The sequence below is a fragment of the Agromyces sp. NBRC 114283 genome, assembly GCF_030268405.1.
GTDB classification, from domain to species: Bacteria; Actinomycetota; Actinomycetes; order Actinomycetales; family Microbacteriaceae; genus Agromyces; species Agromyces mediolanus.
In genome coordinates, this window is the sequence record NZ_BSQP01000001.1 from 3288647 (window position 1) to 3312964 (window position 24318).

The window sequence follows — 24318 nt, forward strand, 5'->3', positions numbered from 1 at the left end:
TTTCGAACGGTCAGGCGATTCCGGCGTAGCGTCGAAGCATGGATGTCCCGAGCGATTCGCCGCCCCGGCTCGCCGTGCTCGCCGCGCGGCTCGCCGCGGTCGAGGATGCCTGGGCGGGCGGCGTCCGGCTGAACGCGAGCGCCATTCGGGACCATCCCGCCGATCCAGCAGCCGTCGATGCGCGGGCGCTGAGCGACGACGGACTGCTCCGAGTGCTCGACGCGCTGGCGGGGCTCACCCGTGCCGCAGAAGCCGCGGCGAGCGCCTGCGCGGCTGAGCTCGCGGCCCGGTGCACCGGCATCCCGGGCGAAGATCCGGCACGCGATCGCGGCTACCCGAATCCCGCACGGCTCGTCGCCGACACGACGCGCCGCCGCGCGGGCGAGGCGCACGAGCTCATCGCCGTGGGGGCAGCCACCGCCCTGCGCAGCTCCTTCGCGGGCGAGCGCCTCGCCCCGCGACTCCCCCACCTCGCCGTTGGCCTCGCGAGCGCCGAGCTCGGGCTCCACGCCGCCGAGCGCATCCGCCGCTTCCTCGATCGGGTGGCGCCTCGCGTCGAGTCGGCGACGCTCGACGAGGCCGAGCGGTTCCTGGTCGAACAGGCAGCCTCGGTCGGGCCCGAGCGGCTCGCGCAGCTCATCACACTCCTCGAGGCGCGACTCGATCCCGACGGCGTGCGCCCGCGCGAAGACGAGCTCCGCGGCCGGAGGGGGCTCCGCATCTGGGAAGACACGGCGGGCATGGTCAACGTGCGCGGCGCGTTCGACCCCGTGAACGGTGCCACGCTGAAGGCCGCCGTCGGCGGGCTCGTCGGCGCCGAACTGCATCGTGCGCGCGACGCCCGGCGACGGCAGCACGACGACGACTCCGGCATCGCCGAGCATCGCAGCATCGCCCAGCTGAACGCCGACGCGCTCGCCGACCTCGCGCGACACGCACTCGGCTGCGCCGCGGTCCCGACGCTCAGGCAGACGACCGTCGTCGTGCGCGCCGATGCCGCGGCGCTTCTCGCCGAGCGCGGCCACGGCACGATCGACGGCCTCGATCAGCCGATCTCGATCGCGAGCGTCCGTGCGCTCGTCAGCTCGGCCGGCATCGCGCCGCTGTTCGTCGGCGAGCACGGCGAGCCGTTGCAGCTCGGGCGCTCCGCCCGCCTCTTCAGCGCCGCGCAGAAGCTCGCCCTCGCCGATCGCGACGGCGGCTGCGCGTGGCCGGGTTGCTCACGGCCCCCTTCGCACACCGAGGCCCACCACATCGCGTGGTGGCACCGCGACGACGGGCGCACCGATCTCGACAACGGCATCCTGCTGTGCAGCCACCATCACCACCGGGTGCACGACGACGGGTGGCGCATCGTCGTCCGCGACGGCGGGCGCTGGTTCATCCCGCCCCCGCATATCGACCCGCACGGCACGCCGATCGCCGCGAACACCTCGACCGATCGGCGGATGGGCCTGCTGGCGCGAGCCATGGCCGCCGCGTAGCGCGCGCGGACCCGCTCGGGTCAGGCCGGCCGCACCGGCTGACGCAGCACCGTGCGGAGCTTCTCAGGCGCCGTGCGCCGGGCATCGCTCAGGTAGATCTCGTGGTGGTCGCCGGCGAAGGTCAGCCCGTGCTCGGGCATGAACTCGTCATGCAGTCTGGCGAGCGTCGGCGCTTCGTCGTCGTACGACCCGAGGTGCAGGATCTGCACGCATCGCCCCTCATGCAGCCGCCGGAGCTCGAGACGGGCGATCGCGTCGCGCAGCTCGCTCGGCGCCTTCTCGAGGGCCCGGGCGCGGGCGGCCTCGAGGTGCGCCCCGTCGAGCCAGTCGGGCTGCACGAGCAGCATCGTCCAGCTCCACGCCGACTTGTCCCGGGTGACGAAGCTCCTGAGGTCGTCGGCCCGCCACAGCCCCTCGAGCGGCGCGACCACGAAGTCCCGGCCGAGTTCGCGCTTGCTCAGGAACTTGAGCGGGTACGCCGTCGAGTACAGCGCCTGCACGGCGGCCGCGTACTCGGGCGCCGTGTTCGGGTCGCCGTGCCCGTCGATCGCGAGCACCTGCATCGGCGGCACCTCGACGAACTCGAAGCGGGTCGCGCTCGGCGCGTACAGAGATCGGAACTCGCGCTTGACGTCGTACTTCGCTTCGGCCATCAGAACGCCGACAGCAGCGCGCTCTGCAGCAATGTCGCCACGAGGGTCGCGAGCGCCGCCCCGCCGAGCGCCACTCCGGCGCCCGCGCGAGCCCGCCCCGGCCCGCGCCGAACCAGCACGATGAGGCCCGTCGCCACGGCGACGATGGCGCACATCGCGACGAGAACGCCCTGCACGAGGTGCACGACGTTCAGCAGCGTGACAAGATCCGCCGATCCGCCGGTGGTCGAGTAGATGAGGGGCAGCACGAGCTGCACGGCCACCTGCAGCACGACGATCACGAGGCCCGCGACGAGCGACACCACGGCGAGCGCCGCCGAGGGCGGCGGCTGGGACGGGTACTGCGGCTGCACGGACTGCTCGCTGGCGCTCATGGGCCTCATGATGCCGCATCCGGGGTGGCCGGTCGAGGGGCAGAGCTACCCGTCCACCGTCCGCAGGTGCACGCGCTCGCCCTGCGCGCTCAGCAGGTTCAGCACCTCGGCGGGCTCGAGCGAGGCGCTCACCATGCCGTGCGGCACCCGGGTGTCGAACTCGGCGGCCTCGCCGGGCTCGAGCACGAGCTCCTCATCGCCGAGCGCGAGCCGCACGCGGCCGCTGAGCACGTAGATCCAGTCGTATCCGCCGTGCGTGCGCTGCGGCACCGGTGACTCGGGCGGATGGCCCGGCAGCACCATCTTGTACGCGTGCAGCCCAGGCGTGTCGCGGGTGAGCGGGATGATCGCCTTCCCGTCCCGGTAGAACGGCTTCGGCCGCACCCGCGGGTCCGCGATCTGCGGCGCGCCGACGAGATCGTCGAGGCTCACCCGGTAGGCGGTGGCGAGCCGCATCAGCAGGTCGAGGGTCGGGCGACGGCCACCCGATTCGAGGCGCGAGAGGGTGCTCACTGAGATGCCGGTGCGCTCGGCGAGCTCGGCGAGAGTCGCCTCGCGGCGCTGGCGGAGCGCCCGCAGCCGCGGTGCGACGGCGTCGAGCGAGCGCTCGAGCTCCCATTCCTGCGTCATCGTCGCCTCCCGCCGCGCAGATTTGCCACTTCGGCAAACCAGCTTGCCACAATCATCCAGCCGCCGCAGGATCGGATGCATGGAGAACCGCACCCAGCCCAAGTACGACGTCGTCATCGTCGGCGGCGGCCCCGCCGGCCTGAGCGCCGCCCTCATGCTCGGACGGTCCCGTCGGCGCGTGCTGGTCGTCGACGAGGGCCGCCCCCGCAACCGCTTCGCCGGGCACATGCACGGCGTCCTCGGGCGCGACCACACCTCCCCGCTCGAGCTGCTGGCCGAGGGGCGACGGGAGCTCGGCCGGTACGACGGCGTCGAGGTGCGGGACGGCGCGGTCGTCGGCGCGACGCGCACGGCGGGCGCCGACGCCGAGGCGACGGGCTTCCTCGTCGAGCTCGACGACGGCACGACGGTCACGACCCGCCGTCTGCTCGTCACGAGCGGGCTGCGCGACGAGCTCCCCGAGGTCCCGGGCCTCGCCGAGCTCTGGGGGCGCGGCGTCTTCGTCTGCCCATACTGCGACGGCTGGGAGGTGCGCGACCGTCGCATCGCCGTGCTCGCCGGCGAGCAGCCCAACCCGCACCAGGCGCAGCTCATGCGCCAGCTCTCCGACGACGTCGTCTTCCTCAGCGGCGGCCGTCAGATCGACGACGCCACCCGCTCCGGCCTGCTCGCCCGCGGCATCCGCATCGAGGAGCGCCCGCTCGCCCGCGTCGAGACCGACACGGAGGGCGAGCTCGCCGCGCTGGAGCTCGCCGACGGCGAGACCATCCCGGTCGACGCCCTCCTCGTCGCGCCGGTGCCCGCCCCGCTCGACGGACTCCTCCGCGCGCTCGGCGCCGCGCACGCCGAGCACCCGATGGGCGGCTCCTTCGTGGTCGTCGACGCGATGGGGCGCACGGACGTCCCCGGACTCTGGGCCGCCGGCAACGTGAGCGACCCGCGCTCCTCGGTGCCGTTCGCGATGGCGGGCGGCAACTTCACGGGCGCGGCGATGAACGCCGCGCTCGTCGAGGAGGAGATCGCGGCGGCGATCGCGGCGGCCTCCTAGGCGGGCAACCGCGGCACCACGAGCGGCGTTCCGGTGTGCGGGTCGGGCACGATGGTGCACGGCAGGCCGAACACCCGCTCGACGAGTTCCGCCGTCAGCACCTCACCCGGATCGCCGGTCGCGACGACGTCGCCGTCCCGCATGACGACGAGGTGGTCCGCGTAGCGAGCGGCCTGGTTGAGGTCGTGCAGCACGGCGACGAGCGTGCGGTCGCCCGCCCGGTGCAGGCCGCGCAGCAGCTCGAGCAGCTCGTACTGGTGCGCGATGTCGAGGAAGGTGGTCGGCTCGTCGAGTAGCAGCAGCGGTGTCTCCTGCGCGAGCACCATCGCCACCCAGACCCGCTGCCGCTGCCCGCCGGACAGCTCGTCGACCGGCCGGCCCGCGAGCTCGGCGGTGTTGGTCGCGGCGAGCGCCGCGGCGACGGCCGCCTCGTCGGCGACGCTCCACTGCCGGAAGAGCCCCTGATGCGGATGCCTCCCCCGCGCCACGAGGTCGGCCACCGTGATGCCCTCCGGCGCGATGGAGCTCTGCGGCAGCAGGCCCAGACGCCGGGCGACCTCCTTCGCCGGGTACTCGGTGATGGCACGGCCGTCGAGCACGACGCGCCCCGCGGCGGGGGCGAGCACGCGGGCCAGCGCGCGCAGCAGGGTGGATTTGCCGCAGGCGTTCGGCCCGACGACGACGGTGAAGGAACCGGTCGGGATGTCGAGCGAGAGCCGCTCCGCGATCGTGCGCCGTTCGTAGGCGAGGGTGACCGCATCGGCCGCGAGACGGGCCGGCGAGGCATCCGCACTCCCCGCGACCATCGTCCTTCCGGTCGTCGTCCCGGTCGTCGTTCGGGTCATCGTCGTCTCGCTTCCGTGATGAGCAACCAGATCAGGTAGACGCCGCCGACGCTCACCGTGACGACGCCGACGGGCAGCTGGGTGGGTGCGAACAGCCGCTGCGCCGCGTAGTCGCTCGCGGTGAGCAGCAGTGCGCCCATCGCCGCGGCCCCCGCGAGCGTCACGCCCGCCGAGCGGCTGAGCCGTCGGGCGAGCTGCGGGGCGGCGAGCGCGACGAAGGCGATCGGCCCGGCCGCGGCGACCGAGGTCGCGGTGAGGGCGACGCCGAGCACGACGAGCACGAGCCGGGCGCGCCCCGTGCGCACGCCGAGCGCCGTCGCGGCGTCGTCGCCGAGCTCCAGCAGGTGCAGACGGCGGCTCATCGCCGCGGCGACCGCCCACAGCACGAGCAGCACGGCGGCAGCGGGCACCGCCTGCGCCCAGCCGACCGCGTTCAGGGAGCCACTCGACCAGGCCGCCGCGGCGAGCGCGACGTTCAGCTCCGCGCTCAGGATGAGCCAGGTGTTCAGCGAGGCGAGCATGGCCGCGACGCCGATGCCGACGATGATGAGGCGGAAGCCGTGGAAGCCGCGCCGGTACGCGAGCAGGTACACGACGACGGCCGTCGCGAAGCCGCCGAGCAGCGCACCGGACGCGGTGGCCAGGTATCCGGTGCCGGTCGTGATGATGACGAGCAGGCCGCCCGTGTAGGCGCCGGTGTCGAAGCCGATGACATCGGGGCTGCCGAGCGGGTTGCGGGTGATGGATTGGAAGATCGCGCCCGCGGCGCCGAGCGCCGCGCCGAGCATGAGGGCGAGCAGCACCCGCGGCAGACGCCAGTCGAGCACGACGAGGTTCGTGCGGCGGTCGCCCTGCCCGAGCAGGGCGCCGACGACGTCGCCGAGCGGCACGACGAAGTCGCCGGTGCCGAGGCTGACCACGCCGACCGCGAGCGCCGCGGCGAGCAGCGCGGCGACGACGAGCGCGTGGCGCACCCCGAAGCGGATGCCGAAGCCGCCGCCGGCCGAACGGAGCACGACCGCCCGCGGCGGAGCCTGCACGCTCACAGCCCGCTCACCCGCCGACGACGCACGAGCGCGATGAGCACCGGCGCGCCCACGAAGGCGGTCACGATGCCGACGGGCAGTTCGCCGCTCGGCAGCACCACGCGGCCCGCGACGTCGCTCGCGAGCAGCAGCACGGGGGCCGCGACGGCGCTGCCGGCGAAGATCCAGCGCTGGTCGGGACCGGTGAACCAGCGCACCGCGTGCGGCACCATGAGCCCGACGAAGCCGATCGGCCCGGCGGCCGCGGTCGCGGCCCCGCAGAGCAGGGTGACGGCGACGATCGACACGATCCTGGTGCGCACGATGCGCGAGCCGAGTGCGACGGCGAGCTCGTCGCCCAGCGCGACCGCGTTGAGGGGCCCGGCGGCCCAGGCGGCGAGCACGAGTCCGACGAGGACGAACGGCGTCACCCAGGCCAGCAGCTCGGGCGGGGCGACGACGATGCTGCCGGCGTTCCAACCGCGCATGCGGTCGAAGACCTCGGGCAGGAGCAGGGTGATGCCGCTCGTGATCCCGGCGAGGAACGCCCCGATCGCGACGCCGCCGAGGGTGATCCGCAGCGGGTCGGGCCCGCCCCGGCCGGCGCTGCCGATGAGGTACACGCCGACGGTCGCGATGATCGCGCCGCCGAAGGCGAACCACACCGTCGCCCCGAGCGAGGTGAGCCCGAACGCCGCGGCCCCCGCCGTCACGGCGAACGCGGCGCCGGCGTTGACGCCGAGGAGGCCGGGGTCGGCGAGCGGGTTGCGGGTGAACGCCTGCATCACCGCGCCGGCGACGCCGAGGGCCGCCCCGACGAGGATGCCGAGCAGGGTGCGCGGCAGTCGCAGCTCGCGCACGATCGTCCCGGCCTCGTCGGCCGACCCCCCGATCGCGGCGAGCACCTCGGCGATCGACAGTCCCTTCGATCCGATCGCGAGGCTGAGCGCGACGCATCCTGCGAGCACGCCGAAGGCGACGGCGAAGCCGAGCGCCCGACGCCCGGCGAAGCCGGTCGGCGTGCGCCGGACCGACTCGGTCACGACCATCGGCGGCTCAGAGCCCGTGCGACTCGAGGACTGCGACGTACTCGTCCTGCAGCTCTTCCTCGTCGCGGGACTCGTCGTCCCACATCTCGCTGAGGCGGGCGCGCACGTCCTCGGGCAGCGCCTCGTAGCGCTCGCGCCACTGCTCGGCGCGCTCCACCCAGTAGCCGACCACCTTGTACGCGGTCGGCGGCAGCTTGAGCTCGTGGCGCAGGTACTTGCGCACGGCACGGGTCACGGCGCTCTCGCCCGCTACCCAGACGTAGCCGGGCGTCTTCGGCAGCTCACTGGCCCGCACGATCTCCTCGAGCCGGCTCGGCGCGTGCCCGTTGCCGCCGTGCACCCAGGCGAGTTCGACGTTCGCGGGCAGCTCGGGCCGGTGCTCGTCCTGATCGCCCGAAACCTCGAGCACGAGCTTCGTGCGGACGCCGGCGGGCGCCTGCTCGGCGAGCCGCACGGCGGCGGGCAGGCCGGTGGCGTCCGCGACGAGCAGCTGCCACTCGATCCCCTCGGCCGGGGCGTACAGCCCGCGCGGCGTGTTCACGCCGACGACGTGGCCTGGCTCGGCGCCGAGCGCCCAGGTGGCGGCGATGCCGCCCTCGTGCACGACGAAGTCGATGACGAGCCGGCCGGCGGCGCCGTCCCACTCGCGCACCGTGTAGGTGCGCACCTCGCAGGGCTCGACGCCCTCGGGGAACTCCCAGTAGCCGTCGTCGGTGGCGACGGGCAGCTGCGGCTCGGCGTGCCCCTCAGCCGGCAGGAACAGACGCAGGTACTCGTCGCCGACGCCCGAGGAGACGAAGCCCTCGAGGCCGGGGCCGGTGAACACGATCCGGATCATGCCGGGCGTGAGGCGGCGCACTTCGGCGACCTCGACCCGGTGCACGAGGTTGACCTCCGGGCGGCTCATCCGAGCAGCGCCTTCGCGATGACCTCGAGCAGAGCGGTCTGCCCGCTCGGCGAGCCGTAGCTCATCTCGTAGTTGTAGGGGAAGACCTGGCCGTTCGCGACGGCGGGCAGCGAGGTCCACAGCGCGTTCGACTTCAGCGCGGTCTCGTCGGTGATGAGGCCCGTGCCGTCCTCCGCGACGCCGGTGAAGATCACGTCGACGTCGGCGAGGTCGCCGAGCTGCTCGTGGCTGAGCGCGCGGCCCGTGCTGTCGGGCTTCCCGTCCCCGTCACTGTCGGCGACCTTCGAGATCGAGAGGCCGAGGTCGGCGAAGACGAGGCAGGAGATGCTGTAGCAGCCGACCTGCACCTGCTCGTCCCAGTAGGAGGCGTCCGCGACGACGGGGTCGAGGCCCCGCTCGTCGAGCTCTGCGCGGATCTCGGCCACCCTCGCGTCGTAGGCGTCGGCCCAGGCCTGGTGCTCCGCCTCGCGGCCGAGGTCCTTCGCGAGCTGGGCGAATTTCACCCGCCAGTCGCCGCCGTCGAAGCCGTTGTAGGTGTAGGTCGGCGCGATCGGGGTGAGCTGCTCGTGCAGATCGGTCTCGTAGCCGAGGCCGTTCAGGATCAGGTCGGGGCCGACCTCGAGGATCTTTTCGAGGTTGTACTCGGGATAGTTGTGGAAGGTGCCGATGCCCTCGAGCTCCTCCTGCGGGAAGAACGTCGGGAAGCGGTCGAAGTCGTCGCGGATCGGCTGCTCCTTCGCGAGCGGGATGCCGAGGGTGATGAGCATGTCCACGTCGGTCGTGTAGAAGCCGAGGGCGGCCTTCGGCTCGGCGGGCAGCGTGACCTCGCCGTACTCGGTGTCGACGGTGATCGTGTCGCCGGCGGCGACGTCGGCCGCGGAGGACGCGGCGCAGGAGGCGAGGAGCAGGGTGGCCGCGACGGCGGCGGCGGCGCTGCGGAGCGCGCGCGAGGATGCGATCTTCATGTGACCTTCGTTGGATGCGGGGGTGACAGCGCCCGGCTTAGCTTAGGCTTACCTAAGAGCGCCGACTTCGATCCTGCATCACGCGGATGTCGCGCGCCCGCCATCCGGTGCGGCGAACGCGACAGCTTGGCCGGATGCCCCGGCGAACGCCCCCGGGGTCGTGCCGAACTCCCGTCGGAACGCCTGCACGAACGCGCTCGCCGTGCGATAGCCGACCCGCCGCCCGACGATGCCCACCGGCTGGTCGGCGGCGAGCAGCTCCACCGCCGCGCGCATCCTCGCCTTGGTGCGCCAGTCGGCGAAGGTGAAGCCCGTCTCCTGACGGAACAGTCGCGACAGGTTGCGCTCGCTCGCCCCCACAAAGGCGCCCCACTCGTCGAGCGTGCGCGCGTCGGCCGGGTCCGCGAGCACCGCGTCGGCGACCCGGCGCGTGCGGTCGTCGTCGGGCATCGGCAGGTCGAGCCGGGTGAGGTCGGCGCGCTCGAGGAGGCGCACGAGTAGCTGCTCGCCGAGCGCCCGGGTCTCGGGGTCGAGCGGCTTCGTCTCGAGCTCCTCGAAGAGCGCGCGCACGACGACGGGCACGGCGACGGCGCCCGCATCCGAGCGGGGTGCCGGCAGGCTCGTCGGCAGGTAGCTGCACGCGAACTCGGTGCCGGACCCCGCGGTCACCCGATGCGGCAGCCCGGCGGGGATCCACAGCCCGACCGTCCACGGCACCGCGTGCACCCCGCTCGGCGTCTCGACGACGAGCGAGCCGCGCGAGCCCCACAGCAGCTCGTGCCGGTCGTGCCGATGCCAGCCCCACTCCTCGTCGCGACGCACGACGAAAGAACTCGTCATGATCCCGTCGACCCGGACGGGCACGTCGAGCACCTGTGCGGGGAGAGCCTGGCGGGCATGCGACATTCTTCGGCTCCTTGTCGCTGAACTGATCAGGTGAGGCTATCCTAAGCTGTGGATCGTGCCTGCGACGACCCCCGCCAGGCGGCCGCCACGCAGCGAGCGGGCGATCGCCACCGTGTTCCACCGCCGCCGACTCCTCGTCGCCGGCTCCATCGCCGGGCTCGTCGGCCACCAGATCGCCGAGGCCCTGGTGCCCGTCGTGATCGGTCTCGTCATCGATCGGGCGATCGCCCCGAACGACCCAGTCGCCCTCGCCTGGACGCTCGCCGCGCTCGGCGCGGTGTTCATCGGCCTCCTGCTCTCGTGGCGGCTCGGCGAGCTCGCCTCGGTGCGAGCGAGCGAGTTCGCCGGCCGCGACGTGCGGCTCGGCCTCGTCTCGCGCCTGCTCTCCCGCCGCGGCTTCGCCGTACCGCGCAGCCCTGGCGAACTGCTCAGCATCGCCGGCACCGACGTCGACCGGACGGCCGGCATCGTCTGGGTGCTCGGCAGCGGCGGCGCGCAGCTCGCCGCCGTGCTCACCGCCGCGGTCGCGCTCCTCGCGATCTCGGTGCCGCTCGGCATCCTGGTGCTCGTCGCCGCCCCCGTGCTCGTCACCGTCATGCACCTCGTCACTGCGCCGCTGGAACGTCGGATGGCGAGCGAGCAGGCCGCGGTCGCCGCGGCGAGCGCGACGGCCAGCGACCTGCTCACGGGTCTCCGCACCATCGCCGGCCTGGGTGCCGAGCAGGCCGCGGTGGATCGCTTCGAGCGCGTGAACCGGCGCTCGCTCGACGCCGCGACGCGCGCCGTCTCGGCGAAGGCGGCGTACACGGCGGCGAGCCTCACCGGCTCCGCGCTGCTGCTCGCCGCGATCGCCTGGGCCGCGGGAGCGGAAGCGCTGGCGGGCACCATCAGCATCGGCGAGCTCATCGCCGTCCTCGGGCTCGCCCAGTTCGTCACCTGGCCGATCGGCGGGCTCGCCTTCGTCGCGGCCGAGCTCGCGACGGTCCGCGCGTCGGCGAAGCGCGTCGACGGTGTGCTCGCCGCGGAGGCGGCGGTGGATGCCTCGCCGCCCCCGGCCCCGACACCGACCGCCGCCCCGACCCCGCCGGCGACCTCCCACGGCGCCGAGCTCGTGCTCGACGGCCTCTCGACGCCGCACCTCCCCCCGCTCTCCGCGGTCGTCCCGGCGGGCTCAGTCACCGCGATCCGGGTCGCCGACCACCTCGCGGCCCGCGAGCTCGTCGAGGTGCTCGCCGGGGCCCGCACCCCCAGCTCCGGCCGGGTGCTCGTCGACGGGGTGCCGCTCGAGGAATCCGCCGTGCCGCTCCTCGCGCCGCCGCACGAGGCGACCCTGTTCGCCGGCACGCTGCGCGACAATCTGGAGCTGCACACGACGCTCGACGACGCACGCCTCGACGAGCTCGTACGGGCCGCCGCGCTCGACGACGTCGTCTCGGGAGCGGGTGGGCTCGAACGGCCGGTCGGCGAGCGCGGCTACAGCCTGTCGGGCGGGCAGCGGCAGCGCGTCGCGCTGGCCAGGGCGCTCGGCCGGGACGCCTCGGTGCTCGTGCTGCACGATCCGACGAGCGCCGTCGACGCCGTCACCGAGGCCCGCATCGCCGAGCGGCTGCCCGCCGTGAGGTCCGGGCGCACCACCGTCGTGGTGGCCGCGAGCCCCGCGCTCGAGCGCCTCGCCGATCGGCTGGTGACCGCGTGAGCACGACCCCGCTGCCCGTCGCCGGCCCGCGCGAGACCCGCCGCGAGCTGCGCCGGCTGCTTCGAGGCCGGGCCGGCGCCCTCGCCCTCGCCGCCGCCGCGCTGCTCCTCGCCGCCCTCGCCGGCCTCGCCCTGCCCGCCGCGCTCGGCGGGATCGTCGACGCGGTGCTCGGCGGCGATCCGGGCGCGCTCCTCCCCCTCGTGCTCGTGATCGCCGGCGTCGGCCTCGCGAACGCCCTCCTCACGGGACTCGGCCGGGCGCTCGTCGCGCGCCTCGGCGAGCGCGTGCTGGCCGAGCTGCGCGGGCTCGTCGTCACCCGGCTCATTCGCCTGCCCGCGACCGTCGTGGAGCGGGCCGGCCGCGGCGACCTCGTCTCGCGCGCCTCGACCGACACGCGCATCGTGGGCGACGTCGTGACGAACGTCGTCCCGGCCTTCGCGTCCGCGGGGTTCACCGTGGTCGTGACGCTAGTGGGGCTCGGCGCCCTCGACTGGCGCTTCGCCCTCGCGGCCCTCGCGGCAGTGCCCGTGCAGCTCCTCGCACTGCGCGCGTACCTGACGCGCGCCCGGCCCGTGTATCGGGCGGCGCGCGCCGCCGAGGGCGAACGGGCGCAGCGCATCCTCGAATCGGTCGACGCGGCCGAGACCGTGCGCGCCTACGGCGTCTCCGCCGAGCGCGAGCGCGTCGTCGACGAGGCGGCGCTGCACTCGGTCGAACTCGAGCGGCGGGCCGCCCGGGTGAGCGTCGGCTTCTGGAACCAGTTGAACCTCGCCGAGTTCCTCGGGCTCGCGGCGGTGCTCGGGGCGGGCTTCCTGCTCGTCGGCGCGGATCTCGCGACGGTGGGCGCCGCGACGACGGCGGCCCTGTACTTCCACGCCCTGTTCGGACCGGTCGGGCAGGTGCTCGGCAGCATCGACGAGCTGCAGAAGGCGGCGGCGGGGCTCGCGCGGCTCGTGGGCGTGCTCGAGCTGCCGGAGCGCCCTCGCCGGCCGGCGTCCGCACGCGGGGGTGCTGCGGGCCTCGAGTTCGATCACGTGGGCTTCGCGTACGACGGCGCGATCGCCCTCGACGGGGTGAGCTTCGAGGTCGCCCCGGGCGAGACGGTCGCCCTGGTGGGCGCGAGCGGTGCGGGCAAGAGCACGGTCGCCGCGCTCGTGCTCGGCGCCCTCGAGCCGGAACGCGGTCGGGTGCTCGTCGGCGGGATCGACACGGGCGCGGCGACGGCGACGACCCGGATGCCCCGGATCGGACTCGCCGGCCAGGAGCCGCACGTCTTCGCCGGTCCGCTCGCGGACGACCTCCGGCTCGCCCGCCCCGGCGCGGGCGACGGGGAGCTCCGCGCCGCGCTCGACGCGGTCGGGGCGCTCGGCTGGGTGGACCGGCTGCCGGAGGGGCTCGGCACCGTCGTCGGGTCCGGCGGGCACCGGCTGACGATCGTCGAGTCGCAGCAGCTCGCCCTCGCCCGGCTGCTGCTGCACGACCCGGCGCTGCTCGTGCTCGACGAGGCGACGGCCGCCGCGGGCGGCGACGGCGACCACGTGCTCGATCGGGCGATCGCCCGCGTCGCCGCCGGCCGCACGACGATGACGATCGCGCACCGCCTCGACCAGGCGGCCCGCGCCGACCGCGTCATCGTGCTCGACGCCGGCGGCGTCGTAGAACAGGGCCGGCACGAGGAGCTCGTCGCGGCCGGGGGTGCGTACGGCCGGCTCTGGGCGGCATGGTCGGACGGGCGTTCCGGCTAGCAGCCCCGTCAGGGCAACTACGTACGGCGCGGGGAATCCGCGCGGCTTCCGGGGGTTCTCCGGATGCCGGACGGCCTTCCCGCGCCCCTAGCGTTCGAGCCATGACCGCTGAACCCGCCCGCCCCGCCACCAGGATCGCCTGGCTCTGGGCGCTGCTCTCCTCGCTCGGCATCGTGGCCTTCGCCGTGACGCCGTACCTCACGACGTCGCTCGCCTCGCTCGCCGAGTCCCCGGCGGGCGGGCTCGCCGGGCACTACGCCGGCCAGCCGCCGCTCGTGCAGGCCGTCTTCTTCGCGCACATCGTGGGCGGCGGCCTCGCCCTCGCGCTCGGCCCGCTGCAGTTCTGGCGCGGGCTTCGCGAGCGGATGCCGCAGCTGCACCGCTGGATCGGCCGGCTCGCCCTCGGCGGCGTCGCGGTCGGCGGCGTCGCCGGACTGCTGCTCGCGCCGGTGAACTCGGCCGGGCTCGTCGGGTTGTTCGGCTTCGGCGCCCTCGCGGTGCTCTGGCTGGCCACGGCCGTCCTCGGCTACCGGGCCATCCGCCGCGGCGACGTCCCCACCCACCGGGCGTGGATGATGCGCTGCTTCGCGCTGAGCTACGCCGCCGTGACGCTGCGGCTCTGGCTGCCGCTGCTGATCGTCGCGCAGCTGCCGTTCACGACTGGCGCCTTCGACTTCGACGCCGCGTTCCAGAACGCCTACGCCGCGGTGCCGTTCCTCTGCTGGCTGCCCAACCTCGTCGTCGCGGAGTGGCTCATCGCCCGCCGCGGCCTGCCCGGACTGCGCTTCGCGCGGGCGGCCGCGCCCCGCGAGAAGATGGAGGCATGGATCTCATCGTGATCGGCGCCGGCGCCTGGGGGCTGCCGGCCGCGGCCGAGCTCGCCGAGCGCGGCCACCGGGTGACGCTCGTCGACCGGTACGGGCCGGGCAACCCGTTCTCGTCCTCGCACGGCCCGACACGGATCTGGCGGCTCGCCGATCCCGACCCCGCGAAGATCCGGATGACGGCGGCGAGCCTCGCGGCCATGGAGCGCCTCTCCGCGATCGCGGGCGAGCCGGTGTTCCTCCGTCGCGGCCTGCTCTGGCGCGACGAGGCGGCCGCGCTCGACGCCTTCGAGCTCGCGCTCGCGGCGCAGCAGGTCGACTTCGAGCGACTGCCGTCGGCGCGGGTCGGCGAGCGCTTCCCCGGACTGGTGCCGGACGGCCGCGACGCGCTCTGGACCGCCGAGGCGGGGCCGGTGCTCGCCGAGGCGTCACTCGGCGCGCAGCGCCGCCGCTTCGAGCGGGCGGGCGGCGAGCTCGTGCTCGCCCACGTCGTCGGCCTCGACGAGACGCCGGGCGGCGGGCAGCGGGTGCGCCTCGCCGACGGGCGCGCGCTCGAGGCGGAGCTCGTCGTCGTCGCTCCCGGACCGGGCGCTCCGGCGCTCGTCGCGGAGCTCGGTCTCGACGTGCCCCTGCGCCCGCACCTCGAGCAGGTCGTGCACGTCGTCGACCCCGCGGTGCCGGCCGACGGGCTGCCCGACCTCATCGACATCGCCGCCGGGGATCGGCCGACGCTCTACGCGATGACCACCCCGGGCACCGGCTACAAGCTGGGCCTCGACGCGCCGCTCCGCGACGTCGTGTGGGGCGAGGACGAGGACCGCGACCCGGATGCCGCGCGCACGGCGTTCCTGCTCGACTACGCCCGTGAGGCGCTCGGCATGCGCGGCGCGCGGGTCGTCGACGCGAAGGTGTGCAGCTGGACCGATTCGCCCGACGGGCGCTTCGTCATCGGCTCGCCGCGAGCCGGGGTCGTGCTGGCCTGCGGCGACTCGGGCGAGGGCTTCAAGTTCTCGGCGCTCATGGGCCTCGTGCTCTCGGACCTCGCCGAGGGGCGGGCGCCCGAGCTCGATCTGGAGCCGTTCCGGCTCGACCGCTTCAGCGAGGCGGATGCCTCGGGCCTCGAGTCCCCCACCTCGCTCGGCTGAGCGCCGGGTCGGATCACGCCGGCGGGCGCGCGCCCTCCCAGCCGACGGCGGCGGCGCCCGCCGCGGCCGCGGCTGCGGCCGCGTCGCGGAGGGACGCCCCGAGCGCGAGCGCCGCGGCGAGGGCGCCCGCGAAGGCGTCGCCGGCGCCGGTCGTGTCGACGACGCGCTCGACGCGCACCGCGGGCACGGCGTCGACGCCCGACTCATCGGCGACGAGGCATCCCTCCGCGCCGAGCGTGACGACCACCGAGCGCGCGCCGGCGGCCTCGCGCAGGGCGAGCGCCGCCTCGGCCGGGGTCCCGGTGGCCGCGGCGGCGCCGAGCAGCTCGGCGGCCTCGTGCTCGTTGACGATGAGCGGATCGGCGCCACGCGGCACCTCGTCGAGCGAGGCGGGCGCGGGCGCGGCGTTGAAGGCGAAGCGCGCGCCGATCGCGCCGGCGAGCTCGGCCGCGGCGACGACGACGGCGGGCGGGATCTCGGCCTGCGCGAGCACCACCGCGGCGCGGGTGTCGGCGGCGAGCTCGACGCGCACGTGGGAGTTCGCTCCGGCGTCGACGATGATCGCGTTCTCGCCGTCCTCGGAGACCTGGATGAAGGCGGTGCCCGTGGTGACCCCGGGCACGGTGCGGAGCTCGGCCACGTCGATGCCGAGCGCGGTCAGCTCGGCGCGCAGGGTGCGGCCCGACTCGTCGTCGCCGACGGCGCCGACGAACGCGACCCGGGCGCCGGCGCGCGCGACCGCGGCCGCCTGGTTCGCGCCCTTGCCGCCGCCGGAGACCTGCACGCCCTCGGCGAGGATCGTCTCGCCCGGCCGCACGTGCCGGCGCACGGCGATCATTCGGTCTTCGTTGACGGATCCGACCACGAGGACGTCCGTGTCCATGGGGCACTCCTTCTCTGCGGCCCGGTGGGCCGGGGGTGGGAAGCGGGCGGATCTACACGAGTAGATCCGCCTCGATCGTAGGGATAGCATGACCGGGACGCAAGCCGCCGGGCACCGGCCCGCGGCCCGGAACCGAGCCGAGGAGGCGCGATGCCCGCACCCGGCGACGCCCCTCGCGCCGCGACGCGCAACGACGTCGCGCGGCTCGCGGGCGTCAGCAGCGCCGTCGTCAGCTACGTGCTGAACGACGGCCCGCGGCCCGTCGCCGAGGCGACCCGCGCCCGCGTGCTCGCCGCGATCGCCGAGCTCGGCTACCGGCCGAACGCGACGGCGAGGGCCCTGCGGCTGCGCAGCACCCGCACGCTCGCGCTGCTCGTGCCCGACATCGGCAACCCCTTCTTCGCCGAGCTCGCGAAGGCGGTGCAGACGGCAGCGTTCGCCCGCGGCTACGCCGTCACCTACGGCGACACCGAGTACGACCCCGAGCGCGAGCGCGCGCAGCTCGCCGCCCTCGCCGAACGGCAGCCCGACGGCGTGCTCGTCATCGGCGGCACCCCCGGCACGCTCGCGCCGCTCCAGGCCGCCGGAGTGCCCGTCGTGACGCTCGATCGCAGCGGAGCATCCGGCCTCCCCGGCCCGGCCGGCGAACCGCCGAGCGTCGGCATCGACGACGAGGCCGCCGCGCGGGCCGGCATCCGGCACCTGCAGCGGCACGGCCACGAGCGGATCGCGCTCATCGCCGGCCCCGAAGACTCCCCCGCCGCGCTGGCCCGGCGGCGCGCATGGACCGAGCTCGTCGGGCCGACGGCCGGCGCGGCCGGGCTCGACCGGCTCGTCGCGAGCGCCGAGTACCGCCGCGAGGGCGGCTACCGGGCCGCGCTGGAGCTGCTCGACCGCGGCGGCGCGCCCACCGCGGTCTTCGTGAGCGCCGACGTGCAGGCGATCGGCGCGCTCCGGGCGTTCGCCGAGCGCGGCGTCCGCGTGCCCGGCGAGCTCGCGGTGCTCGCCTTCGACGGCACGAGCGAGGCGGAGTTCACCTCCCCGCCGTTGTCCGTCATCCGTCAACCGCTCGACGCGATCGCCGACGCCGCGCTCGAGCTGCTGCTCGACGGCACTGCGCCCCGGCACGTGCTCGTACCGCACGAGCTCGTCGAGCGGGAGTCCTGCGGGCCGCACCCCGACTGAGCCGGGTTCGCCGGCCGGGTCGGCGCCACGCCCGGCACGGGTCATCCGCCGTCGCATCGCCCGCACCGGACCGGCGGGTGGTTAGAGTAAGCGCCGAGGCGAGACTTCTGTTCGACTTCGGGGGAACAGCATCGATTCTCGGACCAATCGTCTCGGAGAGAGGTGCAGCGTGGCCACGACGAGCAGCGCGACGGCGGGGGAACTCTTCCGGCTCATCCACACGGGCCGGGCCGACTCGCGCGCCGAGCTCGCCCGGTTGACCGGCCTCAGCGCCTCGACCGTCGCGATGCGCGTCGACGAGCTGATCGAGTACGGCTACCTCGAGGAGGCCGGCCGCGGCGAGTCGACCGGCGGCCGCCGCCCGCGGCTGCTCGCGATCCGCGAGGGGGGCTCCGTCATCGCCGCCGCCGACCTCGGCGAGCGGCACGTCACGCTCGTGCTGATGAACCGCCGCGGCGAGATCGTCGCCGACGCGATCGAGCCCATCACGCTGCGCGACGAGCCGGCCGCCGTGATCGAGGCGGTCTGGGCCGCGGCGCAGGCGCTCGCCGCCGGGCTCTCGCCGACGCCCGCGATCGAGGGCATCGCGATGAGCCTCCCCGGACCGGTCGACTCGCGCGACGGGCGCCTGCTCGCCCCGATGCGGATGCCGGGCTGGAACGGCCTCGTCGTCGGCGAGATGCTCGGCCGCATCACCGGGCTCCCAACGCACGTCGACAACGACGCGAACGCCATGGCCGTCGGCGAGTTCGTCGAGCGCGGCCAGACCGTCAACGAGCTCGTCTTCGTGAAGGCGGGCAGCGGCATCGGCTGCGGCATCATCGCGGGCGGCGAGCTGTACCGCGGCTACCGCGGCGTCGCGGGCGACATCAGCCACGTCGCGCTCGCGGGTGCCCCGCCCGTCGTCTGCTCGTGCGGGCGCGTCGGCTGCCTCGACGTCGTCGCGAGCGGCACGGCGATCGTCGACGCCCTGCGCGGCACCGGCGAAGCGGTCGAGGACCTCGACGCGGTGCTCCGGCTCGCCCAGGACGCGCACCCCCGGGCGACCGCGCTCCTCCGCGAGGCGGGGCAGCGCACCGGCGAGGTGCTCGCCACGATCATCAACTTCTACAACCCGCAGCTGCTCGCCCTCGGCGGGCAGCTCTCGACGGCCGACGCCTTCGTCGCGGGCGTCCGGCAGGCGATCTACACGCTCTGCCTGCCGATGTCGACCGACCTGCTCGAGATCGGCGTCAGCGCGGCCGGCCCGCTCGCCGGCGCGCGCGGGGTGGGCAGCTCGCTGCTCGCCCGCCTGCTGGAGCCGGGGCGGATCGACGGCGCGATCGCCGAGGCGTCCCGCCAGTAAATCCATGAATCGAAGGAAGTAGCCAGACTTTTGCGAGCCTGAATCTGGGTTCACTCGACGGGTGATCTAAGCTGGCCGCATGACCCAGCGTCCTCGCATCGCGATCGCCGGCATGGCGATCGAGTCCAGCACCTTCTCCCCCCACCGCGCCGGGGCGCGCGACTTCCAGCGCGCCGAGGGCGAGGAACTGGTGCAGCGCTACACCTCGCTCCGCGACGGCACGCTGACGGATGCCGCGGAGTGGCTGCCCGTCTACTACGCGCGCTCCATCCCGGGCGGCGCGGTGCTCCGCGAGGTCTACGACGACATCAAGGGCCGCATCCTGGAGGGGCTCCGCGCGCTCATGGCCGACGGCGGCCTCGACGGGCTGTTCTTCGACATCCACGGCGCGATGAGCGTCGACGGCCTCGACGACGCCGAGGGCGACCTCATCACCGCGATCCGCGAGGTCATCGGCACCGACGTCATGGTCTCCGCCTCGATGGACCTGCACGGCAACGTCTCCGACGCGCTCGTCTCGCAGGTCGACCTCATCACCTGCTACCGGCTCGCCCCGCACGAGGACACCTGGCAGACCCGCGACCGGGCCATCCGGAACCTCGTCGAGACCTTGCGCGACGGCCGCACCCCGCGGCGCGCGCACGTCACCGTGCCGATCCTGCTGCCCGGCGAGAAGACCTCGACCCGCGTCGAGCCGGCGAAGAGCCTCTACGCCCGCATCGAGGAGGTCGAGCAGCGCCCCGGCGTCATCGACGCCGCCATCTGGATCGGCTACGCCTGGGCCGACGAGCCTCGCTGCCACGGCGTCGTCGTGGTCACCGGCGACGACGACGCCGCGATCACCGCGGCGGCCGAGGAGCTCGGCCGCGCGTTCTGGGACGTGCGCGACGAGTTCGAGTTCGTCGGCCCGCCCGGAACCCTCGCCGAGGGCGTCGACGCGGGCCTCGCCGCGAGCGACACCCCCTACTTCATCAGCGACTCGGGCGACAACCCGGGCGCCGGCGGCACCGGCGACGTGACCTGGACGCTCGCGCAGCTGCTGCAGGACGAGCGGCTCACCGCCGAGGGCGCGCCCACCGTGCTCGTCGGCTCGATCTTCGACCACGAGGCGCTCGCCGAGCTCCGCGGCAGGACCGTCGGCGAGACCGTCACCGTCACCGCCGGCGCGCGCGTCGACCACGGCCCGCACGGCCCGGTCACGATCACCGGCGTGCTGCACTCACTGCACGAGGGCGACCCCGACGCGGGCGGCGTCGCCGTGATCCGTGTCGGCGGGCTGCACGCGATCATCACCGAGTACCGCAAGGCGTACCACGACATCGCCGACTTCACCTCGATCGGGCTCGACCCCTTCGCGGCGCAGATCGTCGTGACGAAGATCGGCTACCTCGAGCCGACGCTCTACGACGCGCAGCGCGGCTGGACGCTCGCGCTCACGCCGGGCGGCGTCGACCAGGACCTCGAACGCCTCGGGCACCACCGCATCCAGCGGCCGATGTTCCCCTTCGACACATTCGAGACGGACCCGGCGCTCACCGCGCGGCTGTTCGGCTAGCGAGGAGCACGGCCGCCAGGCCGCGAAGGCGCCAGGCCGCGAAGGCGCCAGGCCGCGAAGGCGCGAGGGCGCGAGGGCGCGCCTCGCAGCCGGCGGCCCGCCGACCCTCGCGCCCCACTTTCTCCAATTTCATGAAAACTTAGTTACGCAAACGTAACAAGTTCGTGATTGTTGGCGTTGTTCCTTCGTGCAGGATGAATCTGCGTCGAGATTCTGCACGAATTCCATCCCTCGACGAATAAACAAGGAGGTTTGATGCGTACGACTGTGATGCGGCGCCTGCTCGCCCCCCTCGGACTCGCCGCGGCCGCGGTCCTCGTGGTCACCGGCTGCACCGCGCAGGGCGACGAGGCGTCGAGCGGCAAGGACTCCGTCAGCTACGCGCTGCCGGCCGGCACGGGCCCGAACTGGATCCTGCCGATCTCGAGCCCCGACACGATGGCCACCCACAACAGCGCCATCAAGGCGACGATGTGGCCGCGCCTGTTCGAGTACAACGGCACCAGCGGCACCATGGAGTGGGACCAGAAGGCCTCCGCCGCCAAGGCGTACGAGTTCTCCGACGACCACCTCTCGGTGACGATCACCCTCGCCGACCTCGACTGGTCGGACGGCGAGCCCGTCTCCTCGCGCGACGTCGAGTTCTGGTACAACCTCGTGCGCTTCAACGCCGAGAAGACCGGCGGCTACTCGGCCGGCCTGATCCCCGACAACATCACGAAGTTCGAGATCGTCGACGAGAAGACCTTCACGCTGACCTTCAGCCAGGTCTACAACGAGGAGTTCCTGCTCGCCAACCAGCTGAGCCTCGTCTACCCCATGCCCCAGCACGCCTGGGACAAGACGAGCGCCGACGGCGAGATCGGCGACTTCGACCGCGACGAGGCATCCGCCGTCCAGGTCTTCGACTACCTCTTCTCCGAGGCGAAGGACATGAAGAGCTACGCCACGAACGAGCTCTGGCAGACCGTCTCGGGCCCGTACGTCGTGAAGAGCTGGTCGGACTCCGGCCAGGTCGAGCTGACCGCGAACACGAAGTACACGGGTGAGGACACGCCCTCCATCCCGAACGTCACCTTCCTGCCCTTCACCTCGGCGGACGCCGAGATGAACGTCGTCCGCTCGGGCGAGGTCGACTACGGCTACATCACGAGCGCCCAGCTCACGAGCGAGTCGCAGTTCACCGACCTCGGCTACCGCGTCGAGCCGTGGGCCGGCTGGTCGATCACGTACATGCCGTACAACTTCGCGAACCCGGAGATGGGGCCGATCTTCGACCAGCTCTACATCCGCCAGGCGCTGCAGCACGCGGTCGACCAGGAGACCATCTCCGACGTCATCTGGCACGGCGCGGCGACGCCCGACTACGGCCCCGTCCCGCAGACGCAGGACAGCGCCTACCTCTCGAGCGAGCAGAAGGACAACCCCTACCCCTTCGACCTCGACGCGGCGGCGAAGCTCCTCGCCGACCACGGCTGGACCGCCGGCTCCGGCGGCACCCTCGAGTGCACCAACCCGGGCACCGGCGCCGATCAGTGCGGCGAGGGCATCGAGGCGGGCAAGAAGCTCGAGATCGTCGTCACCACGCAGAACGGCTCGCAGGAGACCGACAACATGATGAGCGAGATCCAGTCCTCGCTCGGCAAGATCGGCGTCGCCATGACGATCGACTCGAAGCCGCTCGACTCGGTGCTCACCGAGGCGCAGTCCTGCAAGACCGAGGGCTCGACCACCTGCTCGTGGCAGCTCGTCTTCTTCGGCACGGCGGGCTCGTGGTACTTCCCGGCCTACCCGACCGGTGAGCGCGTCTTCGCGAAGGACACCAAGTGGAACGCGGGCCAGTACGACAACCCGGAGGCCGAGGAGCTCATCACCCAGATGACCGCCTCGACCGACAGCGAGATCGCCCAGAAGTACTCGGCCCTGCTCGCGCAGGACCTCCCGGTCATGTGGATGCCGAACCCGGTCTACCAGGTCTCGGTCATCAAGGACGGCCTCGACGTCGGGCACCAGGACCCGGGCGCGTCGTTCTTCCCGCAGCGCTGGTCCTGGAGCGAGTGACCGGGCCCGTCCCGGCACGAACGGCGAAGTGAAGTAAGGCAGCAGTGATGGTGGAAGCAGCGCGGACCGCGGTCCGAACCGCGTCGGGCGGGGCCGGGATCCTCCGGTTCCTCGGCCGGCGACTCGTTCAGGGGGTGATCGTGATCCTGATCGTCACCCTGATCGTGTTCGCGCTGCTCCACCTGGCCATGCCGCAGGGGCCCGCCCAGGGCATCCTCGGCATGCAGGCGACGCAGGAGCAGATCGACGCGTTCAACCGCGCGAACGGCTTCGACCGCCCGCTCTGGCAGCAGTACTTCACGTTCCTCTCGCAGATCGCCGTCGGCGACCTGGGCGATTCGTTCAAACTGAACCGCCCAGTCGCCGACGCGATCGGCCAGCGTCTGCCGAAGACGCTGGTGCTCGCGCTCATCTCGATGGTCGTCGCCCTCATCGTGGCGATCCCGATGGGCATCTACCAGGCGGTCCGTCGCGGCAAGACCGGCGACTACGTCTTCACCACGATGAACTTCATCATCTACTCGACGCCGTCGTTCTTCCTCGGCCTCGTGCTCGTCATCGTCTTCGCCCAGTGGCTGCACCTCGTGCCGGCCCTCGCCCCGCAGGGCGACACCGTCGCGCAGGTGCTCGCGAAGCCCGCCGGCCTGGTGCTCCCCGTCGCGACCGCCGCGCTCGGCATCATCGCGACCATCTCCCGCTACATGCGCTCGGCGACGATCGACAACCTCTCCGAGGACTACGTCCGCACCGCCCGCGCGAAGGGCACGCCGATGCCGGTCGTCATCCGCCGGCACGTGGTGCGCAACTCGCTGACGCCCGTGATCGCGATGCTCGGCTACTACCTCCCCGTGATGTTCGGCGGCATGATCGTCGTCGAGTCCCTCTTCAACTACCCCGGCATGGGCCTCCTCTTCTGGACGAGCGCGCAGACGGGCGACTACCCGGTGCTGCTCGGCTGCGTGCTCGTGATCGCCGTCGCCACCGTGGTCGGCTCGATCCTCGCCGACCTCGTGCAGGCCCTGCTCAACCCGCGCACCCGAGGAGAGCTCGCATGACGACCGCCACCGCAGCCCAGCCGGCGACGCAGCCGGCCGGCCGCTCGCCGTTCCGCCGCGGCCTCCGCCGCTTCCTGCAGAACAAGCTCGCCCTCTTCGGCGTCGTCACGATCGTGCTGTTCCTGCTGTTCTGCTTCCTCGGGCCGATCCTGCACCCGACCGATCAGGTGCACACCGACCTGAAGAGCACGATGCTCCCGCCCGGCACGCCCGGCCACCCGCTCGGCACGGACGACGTCGGCTACGACGTGCTCGGCCGGCTCATGATCGGCGGGCAGGTGTCGATCCTGATCGGCCTCGCCGCCGGCATCCTCGCGACCGTGATCGGCACCCTCTGGGGCGCCATCGCCGGGTACGTCGGCGGCACCGTCGACGCCGTGATGATGCGCATCGTCGACGCGGGCATCGCCATCCCGGCGACGTTCCTCCTCCTCATCCTCTCCGCGATCATGCGGCCGAGCGTGCCGCTCATGATCGTCGTGATCGGCCTGGTGTCCTGGCTCGTGCCCGCCCGGCTCGTGCGCGCCGAGTCGATCTCGCTGAAGTCCCGCGAGTACGTGCTCGCCATCCGCGCGATGGGCGGCACCCACGGCCGCGCCGTGGTGAAGCACATCGTGCCGAACACGGTCGGCACGATCGTCGTGAACGCGACCTTCCAGGTCGCCGACGCGATCCTCCTCGTCGCGTACGTCTCGTTCCTCGGCATGGGGCTGCAGAAGCCCGCGACCGACTGGGGCGCGATGCTCACGGGCGGGATGACGTACACCTACGCCGGCGCGTGGTGGCTGATCTTCCCCGCCGGCCTCTGCATCGTGCTGACCGTCTGCGCCTTCAACAGCATCGGCGACGGCCTGCGCGACTTCTTCGACGTGAAGGGACGCGACCGTTGAGCGCCACCGACCGCACGGCCACCCCGGTCCAGGACACGGATGACGCCG

22 protein-coding genes are annotated in these 24318 nt (G+C 73.5%); 12 read left to right on the forward strand and 10 right to left on the reverse strand.

What is annotated here, in order from left to right; all coding sequences use genetic code 11:
- Nucleotides 1-38 precede the first annotated feature (38 nt).
- Nucleotides 39-1484 carry an HNH endonuclease signature motif containing protein gene (locus QSJ60_RS15755; RefSeq protein WP_285464382.1) on the forward strand — a complete coding sequence of 482 codons (1446 nt, stop codon included), beginning with the start codon at nucleotides 39-41 and terminating at the stop codon, nucleotides 1482-1484.
- Nucleotides 1485-1504: 20 nt separating this feature from the next.
- Here the strand turns inward: QSJ60_RS15755 and QSJ60_RS15760 are convergent, their stop codons facing one another.
- The 3 genes from QSJ60_RS15760 to QSJ60_RS15770 are packed head-to-tail and all read right to left on the reverse strand — an operon-like array spanning nucleotide 1505 to nucleotide 3141.
- Nucleotides 1505-2137: a GyrI-like domain-containing protein gene (locus QSJ60_RS15760; RefSeq protein WP_285464384.1), complete on the reverse strand. Its 633-nt coding sequence runs from the start codon at nucleotides 2135-2137 to the stop codon at nucleotides 1505-1507.
- Complete coding sequence (locus tag QSJ60_RS15765; protein WP_230764367.1) at nucleotides 2137-2511, reverse strand: hypothetical protein; 375 nt, start codon at nucleotides 2509-2511, stop codon at nucleotides 2137-2139. Before QSJ60_RS15765 ends, QSJ60_RS15760 begins: the two co-directional genes overlap by 1 nt.
- Before the next feature lie 45 nt (nucleotides 2512-2556).
- Entirely contained in the window at nucleotides 2557-3141 is a 585-nt protein-coding gene (locus QSJ60_RS15770; RefSeq protein ID WP_285464387.1) for a helix-turn-helix domain-containing protein, read from the reverse strand.
- Nucleotides 3142-3220: 79 nt separating this feature from the next.
- Between QSJ60_RS15770 and QSJ60_RS15775 the strand changes: the two genes are divergently transcribed.
- Nucleotides 3221-4189 carry an NAD(P)/FAD-dependent oxidoreductase gene (locus QSJ60_RS15775; protein WP_285464389.1) on the forward strand — a complete coding sequence of 323 codons (969 nt, stop codon included), beginning with the start codon at nucleotides 3221-3223 and terminating at the stop codon, nucleotides 4187-4189.
- Here QSJ60_RS15775 and QSJ60_RS15780 read toward each other — a convergent pair.
- From QSJ60_RS15780 to QSJ60_RS15805, 6 genes are all read right to left on the reverse strand, one after another.
- A complete protein-coding gene (locus QSJ60_RS15780) occupies nucleotides 4186-4995 on the reverse strand; it encodes an ABC transporter ATP-binding protein (RefSeq protein ID WP_285465352.1) in 810 nt (269 codons plus the stop codon). The genes QSJ60_RS15775 and QSJ60_RS15780 overlap by 4 nt on opposite strands.
- A 35-nt stretch (nucleotides 4996-5030) precedes the next feature.
- On the reverse strand, nucleotides 5031-6080 hold the full coding sequence (locus QSJ60_RS15785; RefSeq protein WP_285464390.1) for a FecCD family ABC transporter permease: 1050 nt from the start codon (nucleotides 6078-6080) through the stop codon (nucleotides 5031-5033).
- Nucleotides 6077-7108: an iron chelate uptake ABC transporter family permease subunit gene (locus tag QSJ60_RS15790; protein WP_285464392.1), complete on the reverse strand. Its 1032-nt coding sequence runs from the start codon at nucleotides 7106-7108 to the stop codon at nucleotides 6077-6079. The genes QSJ60_RS15785 and QSJ60_RS15790 overlap by 4 nt, the downstream gene beginning before the upstream one ends.
- A gap of 7 nt (nucleotides 7109-7115) precedes the next feature.
- Complete coding sequence (locus QSJ60_RS15795; RefSeq protein WP_285464394.1) at nucleotides 7116-8015, reverse strand: siderophore-interacting protein; 900 nt, start codon at nucleotides 8013-8015, stop codon at nucleotides 7116-7118.
- On the reverse strand, nucleotides 8012-8980 hold the full coding sequence (locus QSJ60_RS15800) for an ABC transporter substrate-binding protein (RefSeq protein ID WP_285464395.1): 969 nt from the start codon (nucleotides 8978-8980) through the stop codon (nucleotides 8012-8014). Before QSJ60_RS15800 ends, QSJ60_RS15795 begins: the two co-directional genes overlap by 4 nt.
- A gap of 78 nt (nucleotides 8981-9058) precedes the next feature.
- On the reverse strand, nucleotides 9059-9886 hold the full coding sequence (locus tag QSJ60_RS15805; RefSeq protein ID WP_285464396.1) for a helix-turn-helix domain-containing protein: 828 nt from the start codon (nucleotides 9884-9886) through the stop codon (nucleotides 9059-9061).
- A gap of 55 nt (nucleotides 9887-9941) precedes the next feature.
- On the opposite strand from QSJ60_RS15805, the gene QSJ60_RS15810 reads away from it, so the two are divergent.
- The 4 genes from QSJ60_RS15810 (at nucleotide 9942) to QSJ60_RS15825 (ending at nucleotide 15296) form a co-directional block, all read left to right on the forward strand.
- Nucleotides 9942-11582 (forward strand): ABC transporter transmembrane domain-containing protein, encoded by a 1641-nt coding sequence (locus tag QSJ60_RS15810; RefSeq protein WP_285464398.1) that lies wholly within the window; start codon nucleotides 9942-9944, stop codon nucleotides 11580-11582.
- A complete protein-coding gene (locus QSJ60_RS15815; protein WP_285464399.1) occupies nucleotides 11579-13327 on the forward strand; it encodes an ABC transporter ATP-binding protein in 1749 nt (582 codons plus the stop codon). Before QSJ60_RS15810 ends, QSJ60_RS15815 begins: the two co-directional genes overlap by 4 nt.
- A 101-nt stretch (nucleotides 13328-13428) precedes the next feature.
- A complete protein-coding gene (locus QSJ60_RS15820; RefSeq protein ID WP_285464401.1) occupies nucleotides 13429-14166 on the forward strand; it encodes a DUF2306 domain-containing protein in 738 nt (245 codons plus the stop codon).
- Nucleotides 14151-15296 carry an FAD-dependent oxidoreductase gene (locus tag QSJ60_RS15825; protein WP_285464402.1) on the forward strand — a complete coding sequence of 382 codons (1146 nt, stop codon included), beginning with the start codon at nucleotides 14151-14153 and terminating at the stop codon, nucleotides 15294-15296. The genes QSJ60_RS15820 and QSJ60_RS15825 overlap by 16 nt, the downstream gene beginning before the upstream one ends.
- Nucleotides 15297-15309: 13 nt before the next feature.
- Here the strand turns inward: QSJ60_RS15825 and QSJ60_RS15830 are convergent, their stop codons facing one another.
- Entirely contained in the window at nucleotides 15310-16179 is an 870-nt protein-coding gene (locus tag QSJ60_RS15830) for a PfkB family carbohydrate kinase (protein WP_230764394.1), read from the reverse strand.
- Nucleotides 16180-16329: 150 nt separating this feature from the next.
- Between QSJ60_RS15830 and QSJ60_RS15835 the strand changes: the two genes are divergently transcribed.
- From QSJ60_RS15835 to QSJ60_RS15860, 6 genes are all read left to right on the forward strand, one after another.
- Nucleotides 16330-17364: a LacI family DNA-binding transcriptional regulator gene (locus tag QSJ60_RS15835; RefSeq protein WP_285464404.1), complete on the forward strand. Its 1035-nt coding sequence runs from the start codon at nucleotides 16330-16332 to the stop codon at nucleotides 17362-17364.
- Between the two features lie 169 nt (nucleotides 17365-17533).
- Complete coding sequence (locus QSJ60_RS15840; RefSeq protein WP_285464406.1) at nucleotides 17534-18709, forward strand: ROK family transcriptional regulator; 1176 nt, start codon at nucleotides 17534-17536, stop codon at nucleotides 18707-18709.
- Nucleotides 18710-18788: 79 nt separating this feature from the next.
- Complete coding sequence (locus QSJ60_RS15845; protein ID WP_285464408.1) at nucleotides 18789-20264, forward strand: M81 family metallopeptidase; 1476 nt, start codon at nucleotides 18789-18791, stop codon at nucleotides 20262-20264.
- Nucleotides 20265-20519: 255 nt separating this feature from the next.
- Nucleotides 20520-22325 (forward strand): peptide ABC transporter substrate-binding protein, encoded by a 1806-nt coding sequence (locus QSJ60_RS15850; protein WP_285464410.1) that lies wholly within the window; start codon nucleotides 20520-20522, stop codon nucleotides 22323-22325.
- Between the two features lie 47 nt (nucleotides 22326-22372).
- Nucleotides 22373-23380 (forward strand): ABC transporter permease, encoded by a 1008-nt coding sequence (locus tag QSJ60_RS15855; RefSeq protein WP_189085826.1) that lies wholly within the window; start codon nucleotides 22373-22375, stop codon nucleotides 23378-23380.
- Nucleotides 23377-24270 carry an ABC transporter permease gene (locus QSJ60_RS15860; protein ID WP_285464413.1) on the forward strand — a complete coding sequence of 298 codons (894 nt, stop codon included), beginning with the start codon at nucleotides 23377-23379 and terminating at the stop codon, nucleotides 24268-24270. Before QSJ60_RS15855 ends, QSJ60_RS15860 begins: the two co-directional genes overlap by 4 nt.
- The last annotated feature ends 48 nt before the right edge of the window (nucleotides 24271-24318 follow it).

Coding starts and splice junctions, on each gene's coding strand:
- QSJ60_RS15755 (WP_285464382.1), top strand. CDS start 39: ATGGATGTCCCGAGCGATTCGCCGCCCCGGCTCGCCGTGCTCGCCGCG.
- QSJ60_RS15760 (WP_285464384.1), bottom strand. CDS start 2,137: ATGGCCGAAGCGAAGTACGACGTCAAGCGCGAGTTCCGATCTCTGTAC.
- QSJ60_RS15765 (WP_230764367.1), bottom strand. CDS start 2,511: ATGAGCGCCAGCGAGCAGTCCGTGCAGCCGCAGTACCCGTCCCAGCCG.
- QSJ60_RS15770 (WP_285464387.1), bottom strand. CDS start 3,141: ATGACGCAGGAATGGGAGCTCGAGCGCTCGCTCGACGCCGTCGCACCG.
- QSJ60_RS15775 (WP_285464389.1), top strand. CDS start 3,221: ATGGAGAACCGCACCCAGCCCAAGTACGACGTCGTCATCGTCGGCGGC.
- QSJ60_RS15780 (WP_285465352.1), bottom strand. CDS start 4,995: ATGGTCGCGGGGAGTGCGGATGCCTCGCCGGCCCGTCTCGCGGCCGAT.
- QSJ60_RS15790 (WP_285464392.1), bottom strand. CDS start 7,108: ATGGTCGTGACCGAGTCGGTCCGGCGCACGCCGACCGGCTTCGCCGGG.
- QSJ60_RS15795 (WP_285464394.1), bottom strand. CDS start 8,015: ATGAGCCGCCCGGAGGTCAACCTCGTGCACCGGGTCGAGGTCGCCGAA.
- QSJ60_RS15800 (WP_285464395.1), bottom strand. CDS start 8,980: ATGAAGATCGCATCCTCGCGCGCGCTCCGCAGCGCCGCCGCCGCCGTC.
- QSJ60_RS15805 (WP_285464396.1), bottom strand. CDS start 9,886: ATGTCGCATGCCCGCCAGGCTCTCCCCGCACAGGTGCTCGACGTGCCC.
- QSJ60_RS15820 (WP_285464401.1), top strand. CDS start 13,429: ATGACCGCTGAACCCGCCCGCCCCGCCACCAGGATCGCCTGGCTCTGG.
- QSJ60_RS15825 (WP_285464402.1), top strand. CDS start 14,151: ATGGATCTCATCGTGATCGGCGCCGGCGCCTGGGGGCTGCCGGCCGCG.
- QSJ60_RS15830 (WP_230764394.1), bottom strand. CDS start 16,179: ATGGACACGGACGTCCTCGTGGTCGGATCCGTCAACGAAGACCGAATG.
- QSJ60_RS15835 (WP_285464404.1), top strand. CDS start 16,330: ATGCCCGCACCCGGCGACGCCCCTCGCGCCGCGACGCGCAACGACGTC.
- QSJ60_RS15845 (WP_285464408.1), top strand. CDS start 18,789: ATGACCCAGCGTCCTCGCATCGCGATCGCCGGCATGGCGATCGAGTCC.
- QSJ60_RS15850 (WP_285464410.1), top strand. CDS start 20,520: ATGCGTACGACTGTGATGCGGCGCCTGCTCGCCCCCCTCGGACTCGCC.
- QSJ60_RS15855 (WP_189085826.1), top strand. CDS start 22,373: ATGGTGGAAGCAGCGCGGACCGCGGTCCGAACCGCGTCGGGCGGGGCC.
- QSJ60_RS15860 (WP_285464413.1), top strand. CDS start 23,377: ATGACGACCGCCACCGCAGCCCAGCCGGCGACGCAGCCGGCCGGCCGC.